General features: G+C 51.1%; 19 protein-coding genes. 11 read left to right on the top strand and 8 right to left on the bottom strand.

Going from position 1 to position 18,848, the window contains the following annotated elements; all coding sequences use genetic code 11:
• Positions 1 to 4: 4 nt before the first annotated feature.
• Positions 5 to 1,189, top strand: a complete 1,185-nt coding sequence (locus tag PHE17_RS13635; RefSeq protein WP_301016439.1) for a DUF2130 domain-containing protein — start codon at positions 5 to 7, stop codon at positions 1,187 to 1,189.
• A 111-nt stretch (positions 1,190 to 1,300) separates the two neighbouring features.
• On the opposite strand, the gene PHE17_RS13630 is transcribed toward PHE17_RS13635, so the two are convergent.
• Positions 1,301 to 1,804 (bottom strand): phasin family protein, encoded by a 504-nt coding sequence (locus PHE17_RS13630; protein ID WP_301016438.1) that lies wholly within the window; start codon positions 1,802 to 1,804, stop codon positions 1,301 to 1,303.
• 32 nt (positions 1,805 to 1,836) lie between these two features.
• Entirely contained in the window at positions 1,837 to 2,016 is a 180-nt protein-coding gene (locus PHE17_RS13625; protein ID WP_301016436.1) for a hypothetical protein, read from the bottom strand.
• 26 nt (positions 2,017 to 2,042) lie between these two features.
• Here PHE17_RS13625 and ppc point away from each other — a divergent pair, with 26 nt between their 5' ends.
• Positions 2,043 to 4,871 carry a phosphoenolpyruvate carboxylase gene (gene ppc / locus PHE17_RS13620; protein WP_301016435.1) on the top strand — a complete coding sequence of 943 codons (2,829 nt, stop codon included), beginning with the start codon at positions 2,043 to 2,045 and terminating at the stop codon, positions 4,869 to 4,871.
• 50 nt (positions 4,872 to 4,921) lie between these two features.
• Here ppc and erpA read toward each other — a convergent pair whose 3' ends face one another.
• From erpA to argC, 4 genes are all read right to left on the bottom strand, one after another.
• A complete protein-coding gene (erpA, locus tag PHE17_RS13615; RefSeq protein WP_301016434.1) occupies positions 4,922 to 5,272 on the bottom strand; it encodes an iron-sulfur cluster insertion protein ErpA in 351 nt (116 codons plus the stop codon).
• A 72-nt stretch (positions 5,273 to 5,344) separates the two neighbouring features.
• The gene (locus PHE17_RS13610; protein ID WP_301016433.1) at positions 5,345 to 5,788 is read right to left on the bottom strand and encodes a polymer-forming cytoskeletal protein; all 444 of its coding nucleotides are present in this window, start codon (positions 5,786 to 5,788) and stop codon (positions 5,345 to 5,347) included.
• Positions 5,789 to 5,794: 6 nt separating this feature from the next.
• Positions 5,795 to 6,622: a DUF6776 family protein gene (locus PHE17_RS13605; RefSeq protein ID WP_301016432.1), complete on the bottom strand. Its 828-nt coding sequence runs from the start codon at positions 6,620 to 6,622 to the stop codon at positions 5,795 to 5,797.
• A 30-nt stretch (positions 6,623 to 6,652) separates the two neighbouring features.
• Positions 6,653 to 7,684: an N-acetyl-gamma-glutamyl-phosphate reductase gene (gene argC / locus PHE17_RS13600; protein ID WP_301016430.1), complete on the bottom strand. Its 1,032-nt coding sequence runs from the start codon at positions 7,682 to 7,684 to the stop codon at positions 6,653 to 6,655.
• Between the two features lie 86 nt (positions 7,685 to 7,770).
• Between argC and PHE17_RS13595 the strand changes: the two genes are divergently transcribed.
• Both PHE17_RS13595 and PHE17_RS13590 read left to right on the top strand, forming a co-directional pair.
• A complete protein-coding gene (locus PHE17_RS13595) occupies positions 7,771 to 8,274 on the top strand; it encodes a TlpA disulfide reductase family protein (RefSeq protein ID WP_301016429.1) in 504 nt (167 codons plus the stop codon).
• 3 nt (positions 8,275 to 8,277) lie between these two features.
• Positions 8,278 to 8,703 (top strand): CopD family protein, encoded by a 426-nt coding sequence (locus tag PHE17_RS13590; RefSeq protein WP_301016428.1) that lies wholly within the window; start codon positions 8,278 to 8,280, stop codon positions 8,701 to 8,703.
• Here PHE17_RS13590 and PHE17_RS13585 read toward each other — a convergent pair.
• Positions 8,700 to 9,179, bottom strand: coding sequence for an RNA pyrophosphohydrolase (locus PHE17_RS13585; RefSeq protein WP_301016424.1), 480 nt, complete (start codon positions 9,177 to 9,179; stop codon positions 8,700 to 8,702). The genes PHE17_RS13590 and PHE17_RS13585 overlap by 4 nt on opposite strands.
• Between PHE17_RS13585 and PHE17_RS13580 the strand changes: the two genes are divergently transcribed.
• Positions 9,090 to 9,302: a hypothetical protein gene (locus PHE17_RS13580; RefSeq protein WP_301016513.1), complete on the top strand. Its 213-nt coding sequence runs from the start codon at positions 9,090 to 9,092 to the stop codon at positions 9,300 to 9,302. The two genes, PHE17_RS13585 and PHE17_RS13580, sit on opposite strands and share 90 nt — an antisense overlap.
• On the top strand, positions 9,299 to 9,952 hold the full coding sequence (locus tag PHE17_RS13575) for an HAD family hydrolase (protein ID WP_301016423.1): 654 nt from the start codon (positions 9,299 to 9,301) through the stop codon (positions 9,950 to 9,952). The genes PHE17_RS13580 and PHE17_RS13575 overlap by 4 nt, the downstream gene beginning before the upstream one ends.
• Here the strand turns inward: PHE17_RS13575 and recC are convergent.
• Positions 9,936 to 13,007, bottom strand: a complete 3,072-nt coding sequence (recC, locus tag PHE17_RS13570; RefSeq protein WP_301016422.1) for an exodeoxyribonuclease V subunit gamma — start codon at positions 13,005 to 13,007, stop codon at positions 9,936 to 9,938. The two genes, PHE17_RS13575 and recC, sit on opposite strands and share 17 nt — an antisense overlap.
• A 187-nt stretch (positions 13,008 to 13,194) precedes the next feature.
• On the opposite strand from recC, the gene PHE17_RS13565 reads away from it, so the two are divergent.
• The 5 genes from PHE17_RS13565 to PHE17_RS13545 all read left to right on the top strand — a co-directional run bounded on the left by PHE17_RS13565 (position 13,195) and on the right by PHE17_RS13545 (position 18,717).
• Positions 13,195 to 14,361 (top strand): nucleotide sugar dehydrogenase, encoded by a 1,167-nt coding sequence (locus PHE17_RS13565; protein WP_301016421.1) that lies wholly within the window; start codon positions 13,195 to 13,197, stop codon positions 14,359 to 14,361.
• 4 nt (positions 14,362 to 14,365) lie between these two features.
• Positions 14,366 to 15,217 (top strand): ABC transporter permease, encoded by an 852-nt coding sequence (locus PHE17_RS13560; protein ID WP_301016419.1) that lies wholly within the window; start codon positions 14,366 to 14,368, stop codon positions 15,215 to 15,217.
• Between the two features lie 3 nt (positions 15,218 to 15,220).
• Positions 15,221 to 16,498 (top strand): ABC transporter ATP-binding protein, encoded by a 1,278-nt coding sequence (locus tag PHE17_RS13555; protein ID WP_301016418.1) that lies wholly within the window; start codon positions 15,221 to 15,223, stop codon positions 16,496 to 16,498.
• 8 nt (positions 16,499 to 16,506) lie between these two features.
• Entirely contained in the window at positions 16,507 to 17,223 is a 717-nt protein-coding gene (locus PHE17_RS13550) for a TylF/MycF/NovP-related O-methyltransferase (RefSeq protein ID WP_301016417.1), read from the top strand.
• A gap of 135 nt (positions 17,224 to 17,358) precedes the next feature.
• Positions 17,359 to 18,717 carry a hypothetical protein gene (locus PHE17_RS13545; protein ID WP_301016415.1) on the top strand — a complete coding sequence of 453 codons (1,359 nt, stop codon included), beginning with the start codon at positions 17,359 to 17,361 and terminating at the stop codon, positions 18,715 to 18,717.
• The last annotated feature ends 131 nt before the right edge of the window (positions 18,718 to 18,848 follow it).

Below are 18,848 nucleotides of genomic sequence, written 5' to 3'. Positions count from 1 at the left end.
CCCCATGCAAGACACCACCATCCAGTGCCATAACTGCGGCACAACCATTGCCGTCTCCGACGTATTGCGCGGGCAATTGCGCCAAGAACTCGACGCCGAACAGCAACAAGCCATCCATAACGCTGCCGAACGCGCCCGCCAGCAAGCGCAAGCCGACCTGCAACAACAACTGCAAATCATGCAGCAGCAAGTCAGCGACCAGCAAAGCCAAGCCGCGCAAGAAATCACCCTACTCCAATCCCAACTGAGCAGCAGCCGCCAAAAAGTCGAGGCCGCGCAACAAGCCGAACTTGCCCTACGCCAGCAAAAAGCTGAACTGGAAGACCGCGCCCGCGATATGGAACTGGAAATCCAACGCCGTTTAGACACCGAACGTCACCGCGTCGAAGCCATCTTGCGCCAACAAATCGGCGAAGAACAAAACCTCAAGCTCAAGGAAAAAGAAAAGCAGATCGACGACCTGCGCAAATCGCTAGAAGACGCCAAACGCCGCAGCGAACTCGGCTCACAAGAATTGCAAGGCGAGGTGCTGGAACAGGACATGCAAGCCAGCCTGCAACAACGTTTTCCCCATGACCGCATCCAACCCGTGCCCAAAGGGATGCGCGGCGCGGACATTATCCAAACCATCATCAACACCCAATTACAGGAATGCGGCACGATCATTTGGGAGTCGAAAAACACCAAAGCGTGGAGTCCGGCGTGGATCGACAAACTCAAGGAAGACCAACGCCACACCGGAGCAGCGATTGCCGTGTTGGTTTCCGCCGTATTGCCGGAACACATCCGGGGTTTCGGGCGTGTTGATAGTGTCTGGGTTGCCGACCTGAAAAGCTGGGTGGCGCTCGCTGCCGTGTTACGCGAACAGTTGGTGCAAGTGCATTTTGCCCGCGCTGCCAGCCAAGGTTTGGATGCCAAAATGGAATTACTGTACCGCTACCTTTCCGGCGACGAATTCCGCCAGCAAGTCGAGAGCATTATCGAGGCGTTCGATACCATGCAGGGGCAAATCCAAAAAGAACGGCGAGCGATGGAAAAGCATTGGGCAGAACGTGAAAAGCATTTGCAGCGCGTCATGATTGGCACAAGTGGCATGTACGGTGCATTGCGCGGGTTGATTGGGCAAGCCATGCCGACGGTGGCAGCACTGGAAATGGATGATGGTTTCTCGCTGGAACATCAGCCATAAAAAAAAACCGCCCACAAGGAGGTGTGGGCGGTTATAGTCCGTTGGGTCGGGCTAGAGAGAGGAGAGGAGGAGGAGTTGCGCTCCCGACCCAACTATCAACTTAAACTGTGATTAAGCAGCTTTAGCTTTGCTAGCAACTTTCTTGCTGGCTTCAACAGCTTTGTCAGCCGCTTCTTTAGTCATTTCAACAACTTCTGCTGCTGCTTTTTCAACTGCTTCAGTTGTTTTTTCTACTGCTTCAGTAGCAGCTTTCTTGCCAGCTTCAACAGCTTGTTCTGCGCCAGACTGGGTGTATTTAGCAGCTTCTTCCATGATGGCAGTCAGTTCGTCACGAACAGAAGTCAGCATTTCAGTTGCTTCACGCATGTTAGCAACCCATTTTTCGCCGCAAGAGCGGGTAGCTTCTTGTTGCAGAGCAGACAGTTCAGTAACGTCTTTCACTTTAGTGACAGCTTCAGCGTTCTTAGTGCCCATTTCAACACAAGACTTAACCAGTTCAGCTTGCTTGCTAGCCAGTGTTTCAAACGTTTTCATGTTCAGGTCGCCGATTTTTTTGGCAGAAGCCAGAGCGCTTTCACTGAACTGTTTTACGATGTTCATCATTTCGTTTTGCATGGTAATCTCCTAGAAGGTCAATATTTAAGGTTTCAAGTTTTGTTGCTTTGCAGCATTTGATGCTGTGCACAATAACGCAACCAAAAAATACTGTCAACACTTTTTTGCTGCACTGCACACAAGAATGTTTTATGGCATTGCAGCATAGGGGGCATTTTGTCAGGATGACGAATTCCAGCATAATGACGGCCTGCTTCTTGCATGATTTTCATGCAGTTACTTCAGGAGAGGAAAGGGTATGAGCTTGACACCGCAAACATCAGAAAAGCCGTTCGATGTCACCAAACTACAGGAAAAAGTCCGCCAGTTTGGTGATCTGCTGGGCGAAATCATCAAGGAACAGGAAGGCGAGGCGGTCTACCAAGCCGTCGAAAAACTGCGCCGGGGTTACATCCGCTTACGTAAGCATGACGATGCCGCAACCCGCGCCGAGCTGATGGATTTGATCGACGGGTTGGACGTGAAAATGCTGGAACAAGTCATCCGCGCATTCAACACCTTCTACCTCATCACCAATATTGTCGAAGAAGACTTCCAGCACCGCGAACGCCGCCGCGAAGTACAGCAAGCCAGCACCAACTTGTGGAAAGGTTCTGCCCGCCACACCGTGTTTGAACTCCAGCAGGGTGGTTTGACTGCAAACGAACTGCAATTCCTGCTCGACCAGATGCGTTACATTCCGGTATTCACTGCGCACCCGACCGAAGCCCGCCGCCGTACCATGATGGACATCCAGCGCCGCATCTTTTTGGTGATCGACCAGATGGATTCGCCACTGATGGGGGAAGACGAACGCCATTCGCTGTTACGCCAGCTCAAGGCACAAATTCAGCTCCTGTGGCGTACCAACGAAGTGCGCACCCGCAAACCCACGGTCGAGGACGAAATCCGTTACGGCTTGTATTACTTCCGCGAAAGCCTGTTCGACGCCATTCCTTTGCTATACCGCTACTTTGAACGCGCGGTGCGCATGGCCTATGGCGCGGGTAACGTCACTGTCCCCAGCTTTTTACGTTTCGGCTCGTGGATCGGCGGCGACCGCGACGGCAACCCGTTCGTGACCCCTGCCCTGACCCGCAAAGCCATCCGTATGCAAATGCAGGTCGCACTGGAAGAATACATCAAGCGGGTTAGCGCCTTGCGCACCATCCTCTCGCATTCGTTGGAGTTCATCACCCCCACTGCTGAATTTACCGCACATCTGGCACGGGAAAATGCCCGCTGGGCTGACCGCGTATTCGCCGATGCCCCCGTTACCTTCAATCAGGAACCCTACCGCCGCCTGCTCAGCCTAATGCGTTACAAATTACGCCAAACCCTGCTGACCGTGGAAGCCCGCCTGCAACGCGAAAATACCCCGCTGCCTGCCACTGCTTATACTGACGCCAGCGAATTCTTGTATGAATTGAACCTGATCAACGCTTCCTTACGCAGCCACAATGACCACGTGATTGCCGGGCGCGAACTCAAAGACCTGATACGGCTGGTGGAAACCTGTGGCTTTGGCCTGTACAAGCTCGACATCCGCCAAGAATCCACCATCCACAGCGAAACGGTCGCCGAAGTCCTGCACCACAATGGCCTGTGCCACAACTATCTGGAACTGAGCGAAACCGAACGCATGGAACTGCTGGGTGAATTGGTATTACGCCCACGCATCCCCATGCCGCACCGCCCCAAACTCAGCGAAAGGACTGCCGAAACGCTGGAAATTTTCGACAGCATGGTGGAAATGCGCATCGAAGCGGGCGCGGGCATTTTCGGCACTTACGTCATCTCCATGACCCACAACGCCAGCCATGTGATGGAAGTGATGCTGCTGGCACGCATGGCGGAGCTGATCGGCTACGATGCCCAGCGCCAATTGTTCTGCAATATTCTGGTTTCGCCACTGTTTGAAACCATTGAAGACCTCAAACACATCAGCAGCGTGCTCACCAGTTTGTTGGAAAACAAAACCTACCGCACCCTGCTGGAAGCTTCAGGCAATCTGCAAGAAGTGATGCTGGGTTACTCCGACTCGTGCAAAGACGGCGGCATCCTCGCTTCCAACTGGAACTTGTACAACGCGCAGAAGGAAGTCATTGCCCTCACCGATGCTTACGGCGTTACTTGCCGCCTGTTCCACGGGCGGGGCGGCACGGTTGGGCGTGGTGGCGGCCCTACCCACGATGCGATTTTGGCGCAACCACCCGGTACGGTTTACGGGCAAATCAAATTCACCGAACAAGGTGAAGTGCTCGCCACCAAATACAGCAATGTCGAAACCGCCGCGTATGAACTCAGCATGGGTGCAACGGGATTATTGAAAGCCAGTGTTGCCGGTCTGCTGCAAAAGCAGCATTCCGATCCTGAGGAATTCCATACCGCCATGCAAGCCATTGCAGCGGCAGGCGAACAGAGTTACCGCCAATTGACCGACTGGACACCGGGTTTGATGGATTATTTCTACGAAGCCACCCCTGTGCAGGAAATCGCGCTGCTCAACATTGGCTCACGCCCCTCACACCGCAAGAAAACCGTGCGCGACAAAGGCTCAATCCGCGCCATTCCTTGGGTATTCGGCTGGGCGCAATCCCGTCACACCTTACCCGCGTGGTACGGCATCGGCACAGCACTCGCAGCTTTCCGCGCTGCCCACCCAGACAATGGCAAGCTACTGGAACGCATGTATGACGAATGGCCCGCCTTCCGCTCCTTGCTGGGTAATGTGCAAATGGCGATGTATAAAGCAGAAATGGATACCGCCCGCGAATACGCCGAACTCGCGGCTGACCAAGACAATGCGCAGAAAATCTTTGCTGACATCCGCGCCGAATACGTGCTGACGACTGTCGAAGTGCTGCAAGTGGCACGGCTCAATGCGCTGATGGATGAAACACCGCTGCTGCAATATTCCTTACAGCACCGCGACCCTTATCTTGACCCGTTAAACCATATCCAGATCACACTGATCCGGCGGCATCGTCAGCACGCGCAAGAAACGGGGGATACAGATTCACCGTGGTTGCCGGTGCTGTTGCGCACCATTAATGCCATTGCGGCAGGGATGCGCAACACAGGGTAAAAACCATAAAAAAAGCCGCTTACGCGGCTTTTTTTATAAGCGAGAGAGTATTACGCGCTGAACGAAGAACCACAACCGCAAGTCGTAGTCGCGTTCGGATTACGGATCACGAACTGTGCGCCTTCCAAACCTTCGGTATAGTCGATTTCCGCGCCAACCATATACTGGAAGCTCATCGGGTCAATCAACAGGGTAACGCCACCTTTCTCCACAGCGGTGTCATCGTCATTCATGTTTTCGTCGAAAGTGAAGCCGTACTGGAAGCCGGAACAACCACCACCCTGCACGAACACACGCAATTTCAGCGCACTGTTGCCTTCATCTTCAATCAGTGCCTTAACCTTGGCTGCCGCTGCATCGGTAAAAATCAACGGGGAAGGGGTTGCTGTTTCAACCGTCATGTCATGTCTCCTGATCTGTCTAGTTACTGCCGGGTACGTTACCATCCTTGTGGCAACAGGGCAATAAAGCCACTATTCAGTAGTAGATGCTTTCGGGGCGGCAAAGCTTGCTGACTCTGGCTTTTGGCGTACCAGCTTACCATTGACTTCCGCACCGACTGCCATTTCCAGCAGGTTGTAGTAAACATCGCCACAGATACGGGCTTTCTCAAACAGTTCAACCTTGCCACTGGCAAAGACATCACCGTCAATCATGCCATTCAGCACCATGCTAGGAACGCGCACTTCACCTTGGATATGACCGTGTTCGCTCAAAATCAGGGTTGCGTCGTCACCATCTGCCGCCAGATTGCCTTTGATGACGCCTTCCACATGCAAACCACCGGAGAAACGTAGGTCGCCGTCGATGGTTGTGCCTTTACCAATCAAGGTATCAACCCGTGCGCTACGGATTTTCTGGTCGTTGTTCCCATTATTGCTGGAACTGTTAGACGCTTTGGCGGTTTTTCCGAACATGCTTGCTTACTCCTTATTGGTTGATGCTTCTGCATCACTAATGGGTTTACTGACAGTGGCCCAATCATAAGTCTTGGTCAGCCGATCAGGTGCTTCACCAGCGGATGGGCTAACTTTCAGTTTTACAGATTCAGGCGTGAAGTCTTTGGGGAACAGGATGTCGCCTTCCAGACTTTGATAATGTTTAACGGAAAATGCGCTGGTCGCCTTTTCACCTTCCGGCGTCACATCACTTTGCGTTACCGTGGCACTTTTACCACCTTGCTTGCCCGTGATGGTAATGCTGTACTTGCCATCTACTGTACTGTCGCCACCTTTGGTGATGTTGGACAATACCAGATGGTAATGGTGAAGCTTATCGGTCTTTTTGCCATCCTTGTCGATCATGCTCGGCTTGATACCGAAGGACTGGATATGCAAACCCTGCTCTAAGGCGGAAGGTGTCATAATGCCTTCATACAGCACCATTTTTTCACGCTCGGCAGCTAGATCAGCAGAGGCAGTCGCGTACTTTTTGCTGAGTTCGTCATTCGCTGCAACTTGCACTTGCTGCTCACGTTTCGCGGTGGTCAGTTGGTCTTCCAACGCTTTGATGTCAGCCGCCTGCTTCTCAAGCAGACTTTCCTGCTCAGCCATTTTTCCGCGCAGGGTAACTGCGTGTGCGCCATTTGAGTCAACGGGCGTCAGGTAGCCACTGAGAAATAGCCATGCACCGCCAACCACTGATAAGGTCAGCACTGCTGCCAGCATATACCAGCAAGGGCTGCGCTTATCACTGCCGGTAGGACGGACTTGCGTTACGCCGCGATTTTCAAATTTGTATTCTAGGGTCATACGTGTGTGTTGCCTCTTTATTCCCTCAATTCAAGGCAGCAGGCCCGGATGCCGTAATGCAGTATCCTCTGCAAACCCCAGCATCAGGTTCATGTTTTGTACGGCCTGCCCTGCCGCTCCCTTCACCAGATTGTCGATGACAGAGAGTACCACAACCCGTTGCCCATTACCGGGGCGATGCACTGCCATCCGGCAGAAATTCGCACCGCGCACCGAACGGGTTTCTGGGTGTGAGCCAGCAGGTAGTACATCCACGAATGGCTCGCTGACATAACGTGACTCATAAAGCTGCTGTAAATCAGCCTCTGCCGTCAGCATGGCGTACAGTGTAGCGTGAATACCCCGAATCATGGGTAGTAAATGGGGAACAAAAGTAGGGTTTATCGGATGACCTGCAAGTTTTGATAGGGTTTGCGCAATTTCCGGCTGATGGCGATGCCCAGCAACCGCATACGCTTTGAAACTATCACCCGCTTCGCACAGCAAGGTATGGACTTCGGCTTTACGCCCTGCGCCACTCGCACCCGACTTGGTATCAGCGATGATGCCTTGCAAATCAATCAGGCCATTTTCCACCAACGGCAACAAGCCAAGGGTCACGGCGGTCGGGTAGCAGCCGGGGTTGGCAACCAAACGTGCACCACTGACCTGCGCCCGGTTCAACTCCGGCAGGCCATACACTGCCTCTTCCACCAGTTGCGGACTGGCGTGCTGCATTCCGTACCACTTTTCCCATACACCAATGTCCTTGATGCGGAAATCGGCAGCCAAGTCGATGACTTTCACACCTGCATCTAGTAACACTTGCGCACTTTTCATCGCCACCCCGTTAGGAGTCGCAAAGAACACCAGATCACATTCGCTTAATTGCTCGTTGGATGGGGCAGAAAAGGCCAGATCAATGTAACCGCGCAAGTTGGGGAACATCGCGTCCACCCGTGAACCTGCATGTTCGCGCGAGGTTACATAAGTAATCTCGACACCGGGATGGTTAACCAGCAGGCGTAGCAATTCCACACCCGTGTAGCCTGTCGCCCCAACGATACCAATCTTCTTTTTCACAACAACCCTTTATTCTATCGGCGTAAAAAATCCTGAGTATAATACGCCTTCCTTACCGATTCACAACCTGTAGCAAGTGACACATTATGAAACTCGATATGAAAGGACTGGCGATTCTGGCGCTCATCGCAGGCGTGCTGGCATTTTTCCTGCTGATGCCTAGCCAAGGGCTAAAAGGCATTCCGTCAGCGCTGAACGTACAAACCATTGATGGGGAAAGCCTGAACCTAGACACACTAAAAGGCAAGCCCTACATGCTAGTTTTCTGGTCAACCACCTGCCCCGGTTGCGTAGGTGAAATCCCTGCCTTGCAAGCACTCGACAAAAAAATGCAGGGCACGGGCTTCCGCATCATTGCTGTTGCCATGCCATATGACGAAGCACCTGAAGTCAAAGCGATGCGGACACAAAAAGGCATCACCTATACCGTGGCACACGACCAAAGCGGCGACTTGGCGAAACAGTTTGATGTACGGGTAACACCCACCTCGTTCCTCGTCGACGCCAACGGCACTATTGCCGTGCAAAAACTGGGCGAATGGAACCCTACGGAACTGGAACAGAAAGTGCTCGCACTGCTGAAAGGATAAGCCATGTACATCTGGATCAAAGCCCTCCATATCATCTTCATGGTGACATGGTTTGCCGGGCTATTTTACTTGCCGCGCTTGTATGTTTACCACGCCATGCCGGAAAACCGGGGCAGTTTTGAACTATTCAAGGTGATGGAACGACGGCTGTTTGCCCTGATGACGATGGGCGCGGTGATTACACTGCTATTGGGCTTAGCCCTGCTGACGATAAACTGGCAATACTTGCTGGTAGCCACCCACTGGTTCCACCTTAAGCTATTGCTGGTGACGGCATTGGCGGCGTATCACTACGCTTGTTACAAGCTCATGGTGACGTTTAGGCACGATGCAAATACCCGTGGGCACACATGGTATCGCTGGTTTAACGAAGCACCCAGCGTGCTGCTGATCGTGATTGTGCTATTGGCTGCGGTGAAGCCTTTTTAGGCTCCACCACCCAACAAGGAGGCGAGTTCATCAAGCGCACGGCGGTAAACCCGGCGTTTGAAGAACACCACTTGATTGGCGGGCATCCAGTAGTCTACCCATTCCCAGTAATCAAATTCTGGCTTTGCGGTTGCCTGCAAATTAACCTCATGGTCATTGCCTAACATACGCAACAAAAACCAGCGCTGTTTTTGTCCAATGCACAACGGCCTTGCGCGACGGCGGATCATGTAGTGGGGGATGCGGTAACGCAGCCAACCACGGGTTTGCCCGATCACTTCGACCTGTTCCTTCAGTAAGCCGAGTTCCTCATATAGCTCGCGGAACATGGCTTCTGTTGGTGTCTCTCCCCGATCAATTCCTCCCTGCGGAAACTGCCAGGAATCTTGTCCCAAGCGCTTTCCCCAAAACACTTTGCCGTCGCAATTGCAGAGGATGATGCCGACATTGGCCCTGAATCCTTCCTCATCAATCACGAATTCTACTCCAAAGCTGAACCTGCCCTGATTTTTCCACAACCGTCACCATTCGGCAATTTCATACCGACAGAAACCGGGTACAATCGCTCATTTTTCTTTGCAGGAGCCGACAACCCATGACTTTAGCGCTTTTTGACCTCGATAATACCTTGCTCAGCGGCGACAGCGACTATGAATGGGGACGTTTCCTCGTGCGCAAAAAGCTGGTCGATGAAACTAGCTACGAAGCAGAAAACCAGCGCTTTTTCGGACAATATCAGGCAGGCACGTTAGACATCCTCGAATATTCCGCATTTTCCTTCGGCCCCCTGAGTGAACGCAGTATGGAAGAGCTTGCCGAATTACACAGCGAATTCATGGCAAGCGTCATCCAGCCATTGATGTCAGACGCCGCCCTGCAACTGGTGGAAAAACACCGCAGCCAAGGGCACACGCTGGTGATCATTACTGCCACCAACAGCTTCATCACCCGCCCAATTGCTGACGCATTCGGCATCCCACATTTATTGGCCACGGAACCGAAAGTTGTGGACGGGCGTTACACCCGCGAAGTGGAGGGCATTCCTTGCTTCCAGCACGGCAAAGTTACGCGCCTGCAACAATGGCTGGAAAACCGCCATGAAACACTGGCTGGCAGCCATTTTTACAGCGACTCGCGCAATGACCTACCCTTGCTGGAAATGGTGGAAAATCCGGTGGTGGTTAACCCGGACAATACCTTGCAAGCGGTGGCGCAGGAGCGGGGGTGGCCGGTTATTTCCTTGCGTTGAGCATCTGCCCAAACACGCCTTGGGCTATCGTAATGAAAGCGTCGGCTTGCGTTTCCAGCGGATTTTCATGGCGGTAAAGCAGGCGGTATTCGGGCTTTTCGCTCTCGCCCGCGAAACTGCCGCTGCCCTCCCAAGTACTCATGGCCTTGGCGACATCCGGCACGGTTTGCTCCATCAGGTTGAGCGCAGTTTTAGGGAAGAACGGTAGCGGTTCCTGCAAACCCTGCCAATACCACGCCAGCAATTGTTCCAGTTGTTCACGGGCATCGCTGACAGGCTGCAACTGGTAGTTTTTTTCTGGCGAGAAAATAAACGTGTGGGGCGGGTAAGTGCTTTCCTCCAGCGTATTCAGCGCCAGATGGTGCAACCAAATATCGAGCCACTGCCAGTAACTCAGCTTGCCCAGCGAGTAGACCTTGCGCCCGTCGCTATCCAGTTGCCCAACCAGACCACTGAGGGTGAATTCACCCAATGACAAGCTGAATGCCTCGCGGTGCAATTCTGTCAAGGGCTGGATACTGTCAAAAAACGCCTGCGTGACCTTGGTTTCACGAGCAAACAGCAGGTCGCCGGGTTTGCCGTGCGGCAATAGCCCTTGTGCCCGCAGCAACGGCAAGGCATTAGTAGCAGGCAAGGCTTGCTCTAATTGCTGGAAAACGCAGGCGCGGATGTCGCCAGCGCTGTAGCCTTCTAGTGTGAATGGTTCGCGGGTCGGTAATTCGTCGTCGCGCTCACCCAAGCGTAGGCCGAAACACTCGCGCAGGAATTGGCGAGCCGGGTGCTGGAAGAAGCGGATTAGGTCGGAGAGGGTGAGTTGGCGGTAATGGGGATCGGGAGGAAGAAACCCCTCCCAGCCTCCCCTTATCAGGGGAGGAGAGAATCCACCTCCCTCCCCTGATAAGGGGAGGGTTGGGGAGGGGTTTTCCCACCCCTGCAAGCGGTGTTTTGTTACCAGCGTTTCACGGCTTGCCCCGCAGCGTTCCAGATAATCCAACAATTCGCTGACCAACACCGACGGAGGCAGTTCGCTATTATCCTGCTGGCTTTGCCCCACGTAACTGATGTACAGCCATTCCCGCGCCGACAAAATGCTTTCGAGGAACAGGTAACGGTCTTCGTCGCGCTTGAGGCGATCACCCCTGCGTATGCTATTACCCATGCGGTCGAAACTGGCGCGGGTATCGCGGCGCGGGAACACCCCATCATTCATACCGATCAGCCCCACGAAACGGAACGGCACGGTACGCATCGGCATCAGCGCACAAAACGTAATCCCGCGCCCCAAAAAGCCTTCCGATTCACTGCGCTTGTCGAGTTGTTCCGCCAACGCACTTTTGAAAATCGCCCACGCTAAAGGTTGGGTGAAATCGGCTTGCACCAAAGTACGTTTGAGGTTGTCGAGCGCCTGCCAGATGGCTTGCAAAGGCGCATCTTCGCCCACCACGGCTTTCAAAAGCTGGCGGAAACGCCGATCCCATTCCACCAATTCCTGCTGCTGCCCATCCCACTGCGCTAGCGCGAACACCGCCTCCAGCATCTGCTGCAAACCGGCAAGCATTTCTGCTTGGCTACCCTCGATTTCATTCCAAGGCAATACGGCGGCGAACAACTCCTGCCCCGGCATAGCGTAACCCAGCAGCAGGCGATCAAGGCCATAGCGCCACGTATGTTCCGGCGTACCTGCGCCGCCCTGCCCTGCCCGTATTTGCGCATCTGCCCCCCAACGGATATTGACGGCACGTATCCACTCGCGGCACTGCATCACCTGCGCCTCATCCAACCCCAAATGGCTGCGGACTTCCTCAAACTCCAGCAAAGCCAACACACTTTCGGTATCGCAACGGCTTTGCGGCACAGCCAACAATTGCTGGCAGAGATTGAGGATGCCTTGGGCAAAACGTGGGCTACTGTCGGCAATACTGAACGGCAACGGGTATTCGGCGGTGGAAAATACTGCATCCAAATATGGCGCGTAGGTATCAATGTCAGGGGTCATGACCACCACTTCCGCTGGGGTGAGATCAGGATTGGCCTCAAACAGCGCGAGAAGCTGTTCGTAAAGGACTTCGGCTTCGCGCATAGGGGAATGGCAGGCGTGGAGGGAAATGGATTGATCGGTGGAAGCGCCTAATTCGGGCATCTGCAAGTGCAAAATGTCGGACTGGACTCGTTGTAATAGCGTGGTTTCGTCGGTTTCAACAAACAGCGATGTATCTTCGGTTTCCGCATTGGATTCGATCAATTGGTCGAGGAAATCACGCCCTTGCCGCCCCCACGATGCCAACAGCGGATTACCCACGAAAATCAGCTCTTGCGCATCCGTCGCTTGCTTGCTTTTACGCTTTTCGGATTCGATGTCCCCCCAATACTCAGGGCTAGGGTTCATCAGGTAAATGTGAACGTCGGTGTATTTGGCGACTTCCACCAACAGTTGCACATAGCCCGGCGACAACACCGGGACGGAAAAAAAGCTGATGCGCGGAGGCAACGCTGATTTGTCAGCGACACTCAAAGCATGGGAGAAACGCTCCTGCAAGCGTACCCAATGCGGCAACTTTTGCTCACCCGCAACCCGCCACCACAGCCGCGCTTGCCAATCAGAGCCTGCACCTTTGCCGTGTTCCCACTCGCGTATCCACTCCGGGCGGAAAAACAGGTATTGGTCAAAAACCTTGGCGATTTGCCCCGCTAGTTGCCATGCACCTTCGTCGCCCGTACTGAGATAATGCGCCAGTTCAGGCCAACTTTCCGGCTCTTGCAGGAAAATGTCGAGCAAGCGCCAACGTAAGGTGGTAGGGGCACATGGGTCTTTTTCCGGCACATCATCCAGCACCTTACGCAGCAGCTCCCATGTCAACTCGGCGGGAAAAAGATAGCGGAGATTCGCCGCAATACCGTTGTAGCGGGCGGTTTGCAGGGAAAGCCAGCGCCCCATGCCGTTGTTTTGCACCACCACCTGCTCGATTTCCAACGGCGGCAAGGTATCCACCTGCTGAAGCGCGGCGAAATGGCGGGCAAGTTGTTCGAGGTGGTTGGAGTGGTGGAGGTGAAGCATAATGGCTATAACTGGTTGATGTCCCCGTACTATAACACGGGCAAACGCACCATAAACATTGGCTCAGCCTTGCTATAAAATAACGGGTGAGGGACAATCTGCACCGCTTATCAACATTTAGCCCTAATGCTGTACGACACGGTAGGGCGGTAGCGTGCTTACAAAAACCTAAGAAAATCCATAACACATGAAAATTGCCATCGCCGGAACAGGCTACGTCGGCCTCTCCAACGCCATGCTCTTGGCGCAACACAACGAAGTAGTCGCCGTAGACATCGTGCCTGAAAAGGTAGCCCAACTGAATGCCGGGCAATCCCCCATCGCAGACACAGAAATCGAAGCATTCTTGCAACGCAGCGACTTGCAGTTCCGCGCTACGCTCGACAAACAAGATGCTTACCGTGATGCCGAATTCGTGATCATTGCCACACCAACCGATTACGATACCCAAACCCACCACTTCAATACGTCTACGGTAGAAGCGGTCATCCGTGATGTAATGAGCATCAACCCAACGGCAGTGATGGTAATCAAGTCCACCATTCCAGTCGGTTATACGGCACGGATTCGGCAGGAAATGGGCAGCGATAACGTCCTCTTTTCGCCGGAATTTCTGCGCGAAGGCAAAGCACTGTACGATAACCTTTACCCCTCACGCATTGTAGTGGGCGAATGTTCGCCACGGGCAGAAACGTTTGCCAATCTGCTCAAGCAAGGGGCTATCAAACAGGACATTCCTACCCTGTTTACTGACTCGACCGAAGCTGAAGCCATCAAACTGTTTGCCAACACCTATCTGGCCATGCGGGTGGCGTACTTTAATGAGCTGGACACTTACGCAGCGACGCACGGGCTGAACACACGGCAGATTATTGATGGTGTCAGCCTCGACCCGCGTATCGGCAGCCATTACAACAACCCGTCATTTGGCTACGGCGGCTATTGCCTGCCTAAAGACACCAAGCAATTGCTGGCGAACTACAATGAAGTACCGCAAACGCTGATCCGTGCGATTGTGGACTCCAACAGCACCCGCAAGGATTTCATTGCCGACAGCATTATCAGTCGCAAGCCGCGAGTGGTGGGTATTTATCGGCTGATTATGAAAAGTGGATCGGATAATTTCCGTGCATCCAGCATTCAGGGCATTATGAAACGCATTAAGGCCAAGGGGATTGATGTGGTGGTGTATGAACCAGTGCTGGAGGAAGAGACATTTTTCCGCTCGGCGGTGATCCGTAACTTGGATGCATTTAAGCAGATGAGTGATGTGATTGTGGCGAACCGGATGGTGGATGAGCTGGGGGATGTGACAGGGAAGGTTTATACGCGGGATTTGTTTGGGAGTGATTAAGGACATGATAGCAGGGAACATGACAACTATGAGCAATGATCATAAGACTTTAATTATTGAAGCCGGACGTACTGAGCGGCATTACTGGAAAGACTTGTGGCATTATCGTGAGTTGTTTTATTTCCTTGCATGGAGGGACATCCTTGTTCGTTATAAACAAACCACCATTGGTTTTGCCTGGGCACTGATACGCCCCTTGCTTACAATGATCGTATTTACGTTAGTTTTCAGCAAGCTAGCAAAATTACCATCAGATGTTCCTTACCCAGTTTTAGTATTTGCAGCATTGCTCCCATGGCAGTTTTTTGCTAACGCATTTACAGATGCTGGTGCTAGTTTGATAAGTAATTCAAGTATGATTTCCAAAGTTTACTTTCCACGATTGGTGATACCTACAAGTGCCGTGATAGTAAGTTTTGTGGACTTTCTGATTTCAGGAATTATTTTGGCTGGCTTAATGATTTGGTATGGGTTTACCCCTGATTGGCGAATTATTACCCTGCCATTGTTTATTTTTATTGCTTTTTCCGCTGCAATGGGAGCGGGGTTATGGATTGCAGCATTGAATGTCAAATACCGCGATTTTCGCTATATAATTCCATTTGTGGTACAGTTTGGCCTTTATCTTTCGCCAGTCGGGTTTAACAGCAATATCGTTCCTGAACAATGGCGATTATTATATTCTCTCAATCCAATGGTTGGCGTAATTGATGGTTTTCGCTGGGCAATCTTGGGGGGTAATACACAAATTTATTGGCCTGGCTTTTTACTATCATTAGGGCTGGTTAGCCTACTCTTAATTACAGGTATTCTTTATTTCCGCAAGACGGAAAAAAGCTTTGCGGACGTTATATAAATAATGCAACCAATCATCAGCGTAGAAAATCTTTCCAAACAATATATTATTGGGCATCAGAAGCAAGAGCGGCATACATCATTGCGTGATGAATTGTCAAATGGTGTCAAACGTACCCTAGGAAAATTACTTAGTCCTTTTTCAAACCAAGAAGCCAATGAAAAATCCGAACAGTTTTGGGCATTAAAAGACATTTCTTTTGATATTCAGCAGGGCGATCGTGTCGGAATTATTGGACGCAATGGCGCAGGAAAATCTACGCTTTTAAAGATATTATCACGCATTACAGAACCAACTTCCGGGAGAGTTAAAATTAGTGGGCGAGTAGCCAGTTTACTTGAAGTTGGCACTGGCTTTCATCCTGAGCTTACTGGGCGAGAAAACATTTATCTTAATGGTGCAATTCTTGGGATGAGCAAAGCAGAAATTAAGAGAAAGTTTGATGAAATCGTTGATTTTGCTGAAGTGGAAAAATTTCTTGACACACCTGTTAAACGATATTCAAGTGGCATGTATGTTCGTCTTGCGTTTGCAGTAGCTGCTAATTTAGAACCCGAAATACTTATCGTTGATGAAGTACTTGCCGTTGGTGATGTTCAATTCCAAAAAAAATGTTTGGGAAAAATGAATGAAGTTTCTAATAGCGGTAAAACTATTTTATTAGTGTCACACAACATACAAACCATCCTTAGCCTTAGTAACAAAGTGTTACTACTTGCCGAAGGTAAAGTAATTGAATATGGTTATGCTCAGCAGGTAGTAACGACCTTTCAAAACAGTTTTTATAGTAATACTCTTGGTCAAACAGATATAACCTCAGCAGAGCATTATGGAACTGGTCAAGCCAGATTTAGATCAATTTTCATTCAGCCGGTTGATGGATCAGGCAAGAGAATCCCTTTACCCCTAACCGGGTGCAACATATTACTTTCTATTGACATAGAAACATTTCAAGATTTACGTGATATTACTGTAGCCATTACTATTTATGATGACCTAGGAAATAGATTAATTGATGCCAATACCCTTATTAAAGGAGATTCGGTGAATTTGAGTTTTGGCAAACTAACTAATGTAACGTTTACACTCGAAAACATACGCCTAAAACCTGATACCTATACAGTAGGGCTATGGATGGGAATTATCAATCAATCTGATATTGATGGAGTACGTTATGCGACTTCTTTCAGAATGAATGCTCGGCATGAAGACATCCTGTACACGAGTCCGTTTCCGGGTGTTTACGCATGTAAATTCCAGCATGAAATCACACAACACTAGGAATAAATATGATAAAAAAATTGGCGCAGCGAATATTAAATCGCGTAAAAAGATTTTTACTCTCAGATATACATTCTCGCATTAACACTCTGGAATATAGATCTTTTAATCGCAGATTTTACGCAATAGAGCAATGTGCGGAATACCTCATTGGTGCCAAGCTAGAAGGTGACTATCTCGAATTTGGAGTTTATCAAGGAACTACTTTTAGTCATGCTTACCATTGGATGTCACCTCATTTCGAGAATATGAGATTTTTAGCTTTCGATTCATTCGAAGGCTTACCAAAGCCGCAAGGAATTGATATTGTTGATGGCTATAGCAGCCACTTCCATGAAAAACAATTTTCTTGTTCACAGGAAGAATTCATACAAAACATTGTTTCAAAAGGCGTCAGTCTCGATAAGCTACAAATCATTCAAGGATGGTTCGACAAGACTTTATCACATGAAAAAGCACAGGAATATAACTTAAAAAAAATTTCCGTCGCATGGATTGATTGCGATTATTACGAATCCACCATTCCAGTTTTAAATTTTATTACTCCATACATTGAAATCGGAAGTGTGATTATTTTTGACGATTGGCGATGTTATAGAAACCACCCTGACTTTGGAGAGCAGCGAGCTTGCAGAGAATGGTTGGAATCTAACAAGCAAATCAAATTATCAGAACTTTTTTCATTCGGCTGGAATGGAATTGCTTTTACCGTAATATCCACTTGAATTAGCCTCATGAAAAGCAGGCAAATAGCACCGAGCTTTCACATACTTATTTGAATAAGAAACAGCAGCAATTCCCACCGATCTTAAAATGACTGTATAATCATGCCCTTGTAAAATGAGTCACTGTGCAACAGAATGCCCGCCAAGCTACCTTCCCTCCCGCCGCATGATAGCCTGAAGCTACGCAAGACCCTCTCAGCCCCCGGATTGCTGGAACGGGTGCGGGGCTGCTTCAGCGAAGTCACTGACCACCGCAAAACCAAGCCCGACTATCCTTTAGTGGATGTGCTGATGTCAGGATTGGCGCTATTTTCGCTGAAAGACGGTTCGCTGTTGCAGTTTGACAAGCAGCGGGGGGACAAGGCACGGCGGCACAACCTGAAAACCCTGTTTGGCATCCCCGATGCCCCCTGTGACAGCCAAATGCGCACGGTATTGGATGGGGTGAAACCGCAGCACCTGCGCCCAGTGTTCCGCAGCATCCATCAGGAACTGCAACGGCAAGGCATACTGGAAGGCTACCGTTTTCTGGGGAAATACTTGGTCAGTGCTGATGGCACAGGTATTTTCAGTTCCGGGGCGGTTTGTTGCCCGGACTGTTGCACCAAGACACACAAAGACGGGCGGGAGGAGTATTACCACCAGATGTTGGGGGCTGTGCTGGTTCACCCCGACAAGAACACCGTACTGCCCTTTTTCCCAGAGGCCATCACCAAGCAGGATGGCAGTATGAAAAATGATTGCGAACACAATGCCTCCAAACGGCTCATCCCCCAGTTGCGCCAAGACTTCCCGCGCATGGGGATGATCCTGCTGCAAGATGCCCTTTCCTGCAATGCGCCGCATATCCGCCTACTGAAATCCAATGGTTATAGCTTCATCATTACAGCCAAAGCCCGTCGTGACAGCCTATTGCTGAAAACCGTACTGGAAGGGTTAGCCAATGGCAGCACCCAAGAATTGGCAGGCACGACGGGTAAAAAATTACCGTGTGGCTACCGTTATGCCAACGGCATCCCGCTCAACCATGCCAACCAAGACGTGCGGGTCAACTATATCGACTACTGGGAGGAACGCCCCGACGGTACAACCTTTATCTATGACTGCGTGACCGACATCCCCCTCACCGCCGACAATGTGGCGGATGTGGTACGCGCAGGCCGTTCCCGCTGGAAGGTGGAGAACGAAACCTTTAACACCCTTAAAAACCTCGGTTACAACCTCGAACATAATTACGGGCATGGCAAGCAACACCTATCCACGGTATTCGCCACCCTGATGATGTTGGCCTTCCTGATCGACCAGATACAGGAAGCCTGCTGCCAGTACTTCCAAGCCGCACGCGCCCGTTTCCATAGCCGTACTGCGCTCTGGGAGAAGATGCGCGGGATGTTCCGTGAGCATCTGATTGGCGATTGGGAGTCCTTCTATGCCGCCATCATTTGGGGTTACGAACGTGCTAACCTGACACCCAAAGGATACCGCAGCGGATGAAAATTAGGGAGCCTCTAAAAACCCGGCGTATCGCAGCGGTGCGCACTGACTGTCCGGCATTTTGTTAAAAAATCTTGTGCCCGCTAGTTTTTAGGCACATTACATCCGTTTTCTGGCGATTTTTCCGCATT

Source organism: Thiothrix sp. (assembly GCF_028714775.1).
Taxonomy (GTDB): Bacteria; Pseudomonadota; Gammaproteobacteria; order Thiotrichales; family Thiotrichaceae; genus Thiothrix.
Note: the sequence above shows the minus strand (reverse complement) of the source record. Positions and strands in the feature narration are given on the sequence as shown.

What these genes read in the sequence shown, in the direction of transcription:
- erpA (WP_301016434.1), bottom strand. Translation starts at nt 5,272, where the DNA reads ATGACGGTTGAAACAGCAACCCCTTCCCCGTTGATTTTTACCGATGCA.
- PHE17_RS13545 (WP_301016415.1), top strand. Translation starts at nt 17,359, where the DNA reads ATGCCCGCCAAGCTACCTTCCCTCCCGCCGCATGATAGCCTGAAGCTA.
- PHE17_RS13625 (WP_301016436.1), bottom strand. Translation starts at nt 2,016, where the DNA reads ATGAAAATCATGCAAGAAGCAGGCCGTCATTATGCTGGAATTCGTCAT.
- PHE17_RS13605 (WP_301016432.1), bottom strand. Translation starts at nt 6,622, where the DNA reads ATGACCCTAGAATACAAATTTGAAAATCGCGGCGTAACGCAAGTCCGT.
- recC (WP_301016422.1), bottom strand. Translation starts at nt 13,007, where the DNA reads ATGCTTCACCTCCACCACTCCAACCACCTCGAACAACTTGCCCGCCAT.
- PHE17_RS13550 (WP_301016417.1), top strand. Translation starts at nt 16,507, where the DNA reads ATGATAAAAAAATTGGCGCAGCGAATATTAAATCGCGTAAAAAGATTT.
- PHE17_RS13635 (WP_301016439.1), top strand. Translation starts at nt 5, where the DNA reads ATGCAAGACACCACCATCCAGTGCCATAACTGCGGCACAACCATTGCC.
- PHE17_RS13555 (WP_301016418.1), top strand. Translation starts at nt 15,221, where the DNA reads ATGCAACCAATCATCAGCGTAGAAAATCTTTCCAAACAATATATTATT.
- PHE17_RS13595 (WP_301016429.1), top strand. Translation starts at nt 7,771, where the DNA reads ATGAAACTCGATATGAAAGGACTGGCGATTCTGGCGCTCATCGCAGGC.
- PHE17_RS13630 (WP_301016438.1), bottom strand. Translation starts at nt 1,804, where the DNA reads ATGCAAAACGAAATGATGAACATCGTAAAACAGTTCAGTGAAAGCGCT.
- PHE17_RS13610 (WP_301016433.1), bottom strand. Translation starts at nt 5,788, where the DNA reads ATGTTCGGAAAAACCGCCAAAGCGTCTAACAGTTCCAGCAATAATGGG.
- PHE17_RS13565 (WP_301016421.1), top strand. Translation starts at nt 13,195, where the DNA reads ATGAAAATTGCCATCGCCGGAACAGGCTACGTCGGCCTCTCCAACGCC.
- PHE17_RS13575 (WP_301016423.1), top strand. Translation starts at nt 9,299, where the DNA reads ATGACTTTAGCGCTTTTTGACCTCGATAATACCTTGCTCAGCGGCGAC.
- PHE17_RS13590 (WP_301016428.1), top strand. Translation starts at nt 8,278, where the DNA reads ATGTACATCTGGATCAAAGCCCTCCATATCATCTTCATGGTGACATGG.
- PHE17_RS13560 (WP_301016419.1), top strand. Translation starts at nt 14,366, where the DNA reads ATGATAGCAGGGAACATGACAACTATGAGCAATGATCATAAGACTTTA.
- ppc (WP_301016435.1), top strand. Translation starts at nt 2,043, where the DNA reads ATGAGCTTGACACCGCAAACATCAGAAAAGCCGTTCGATGTCACCAAA.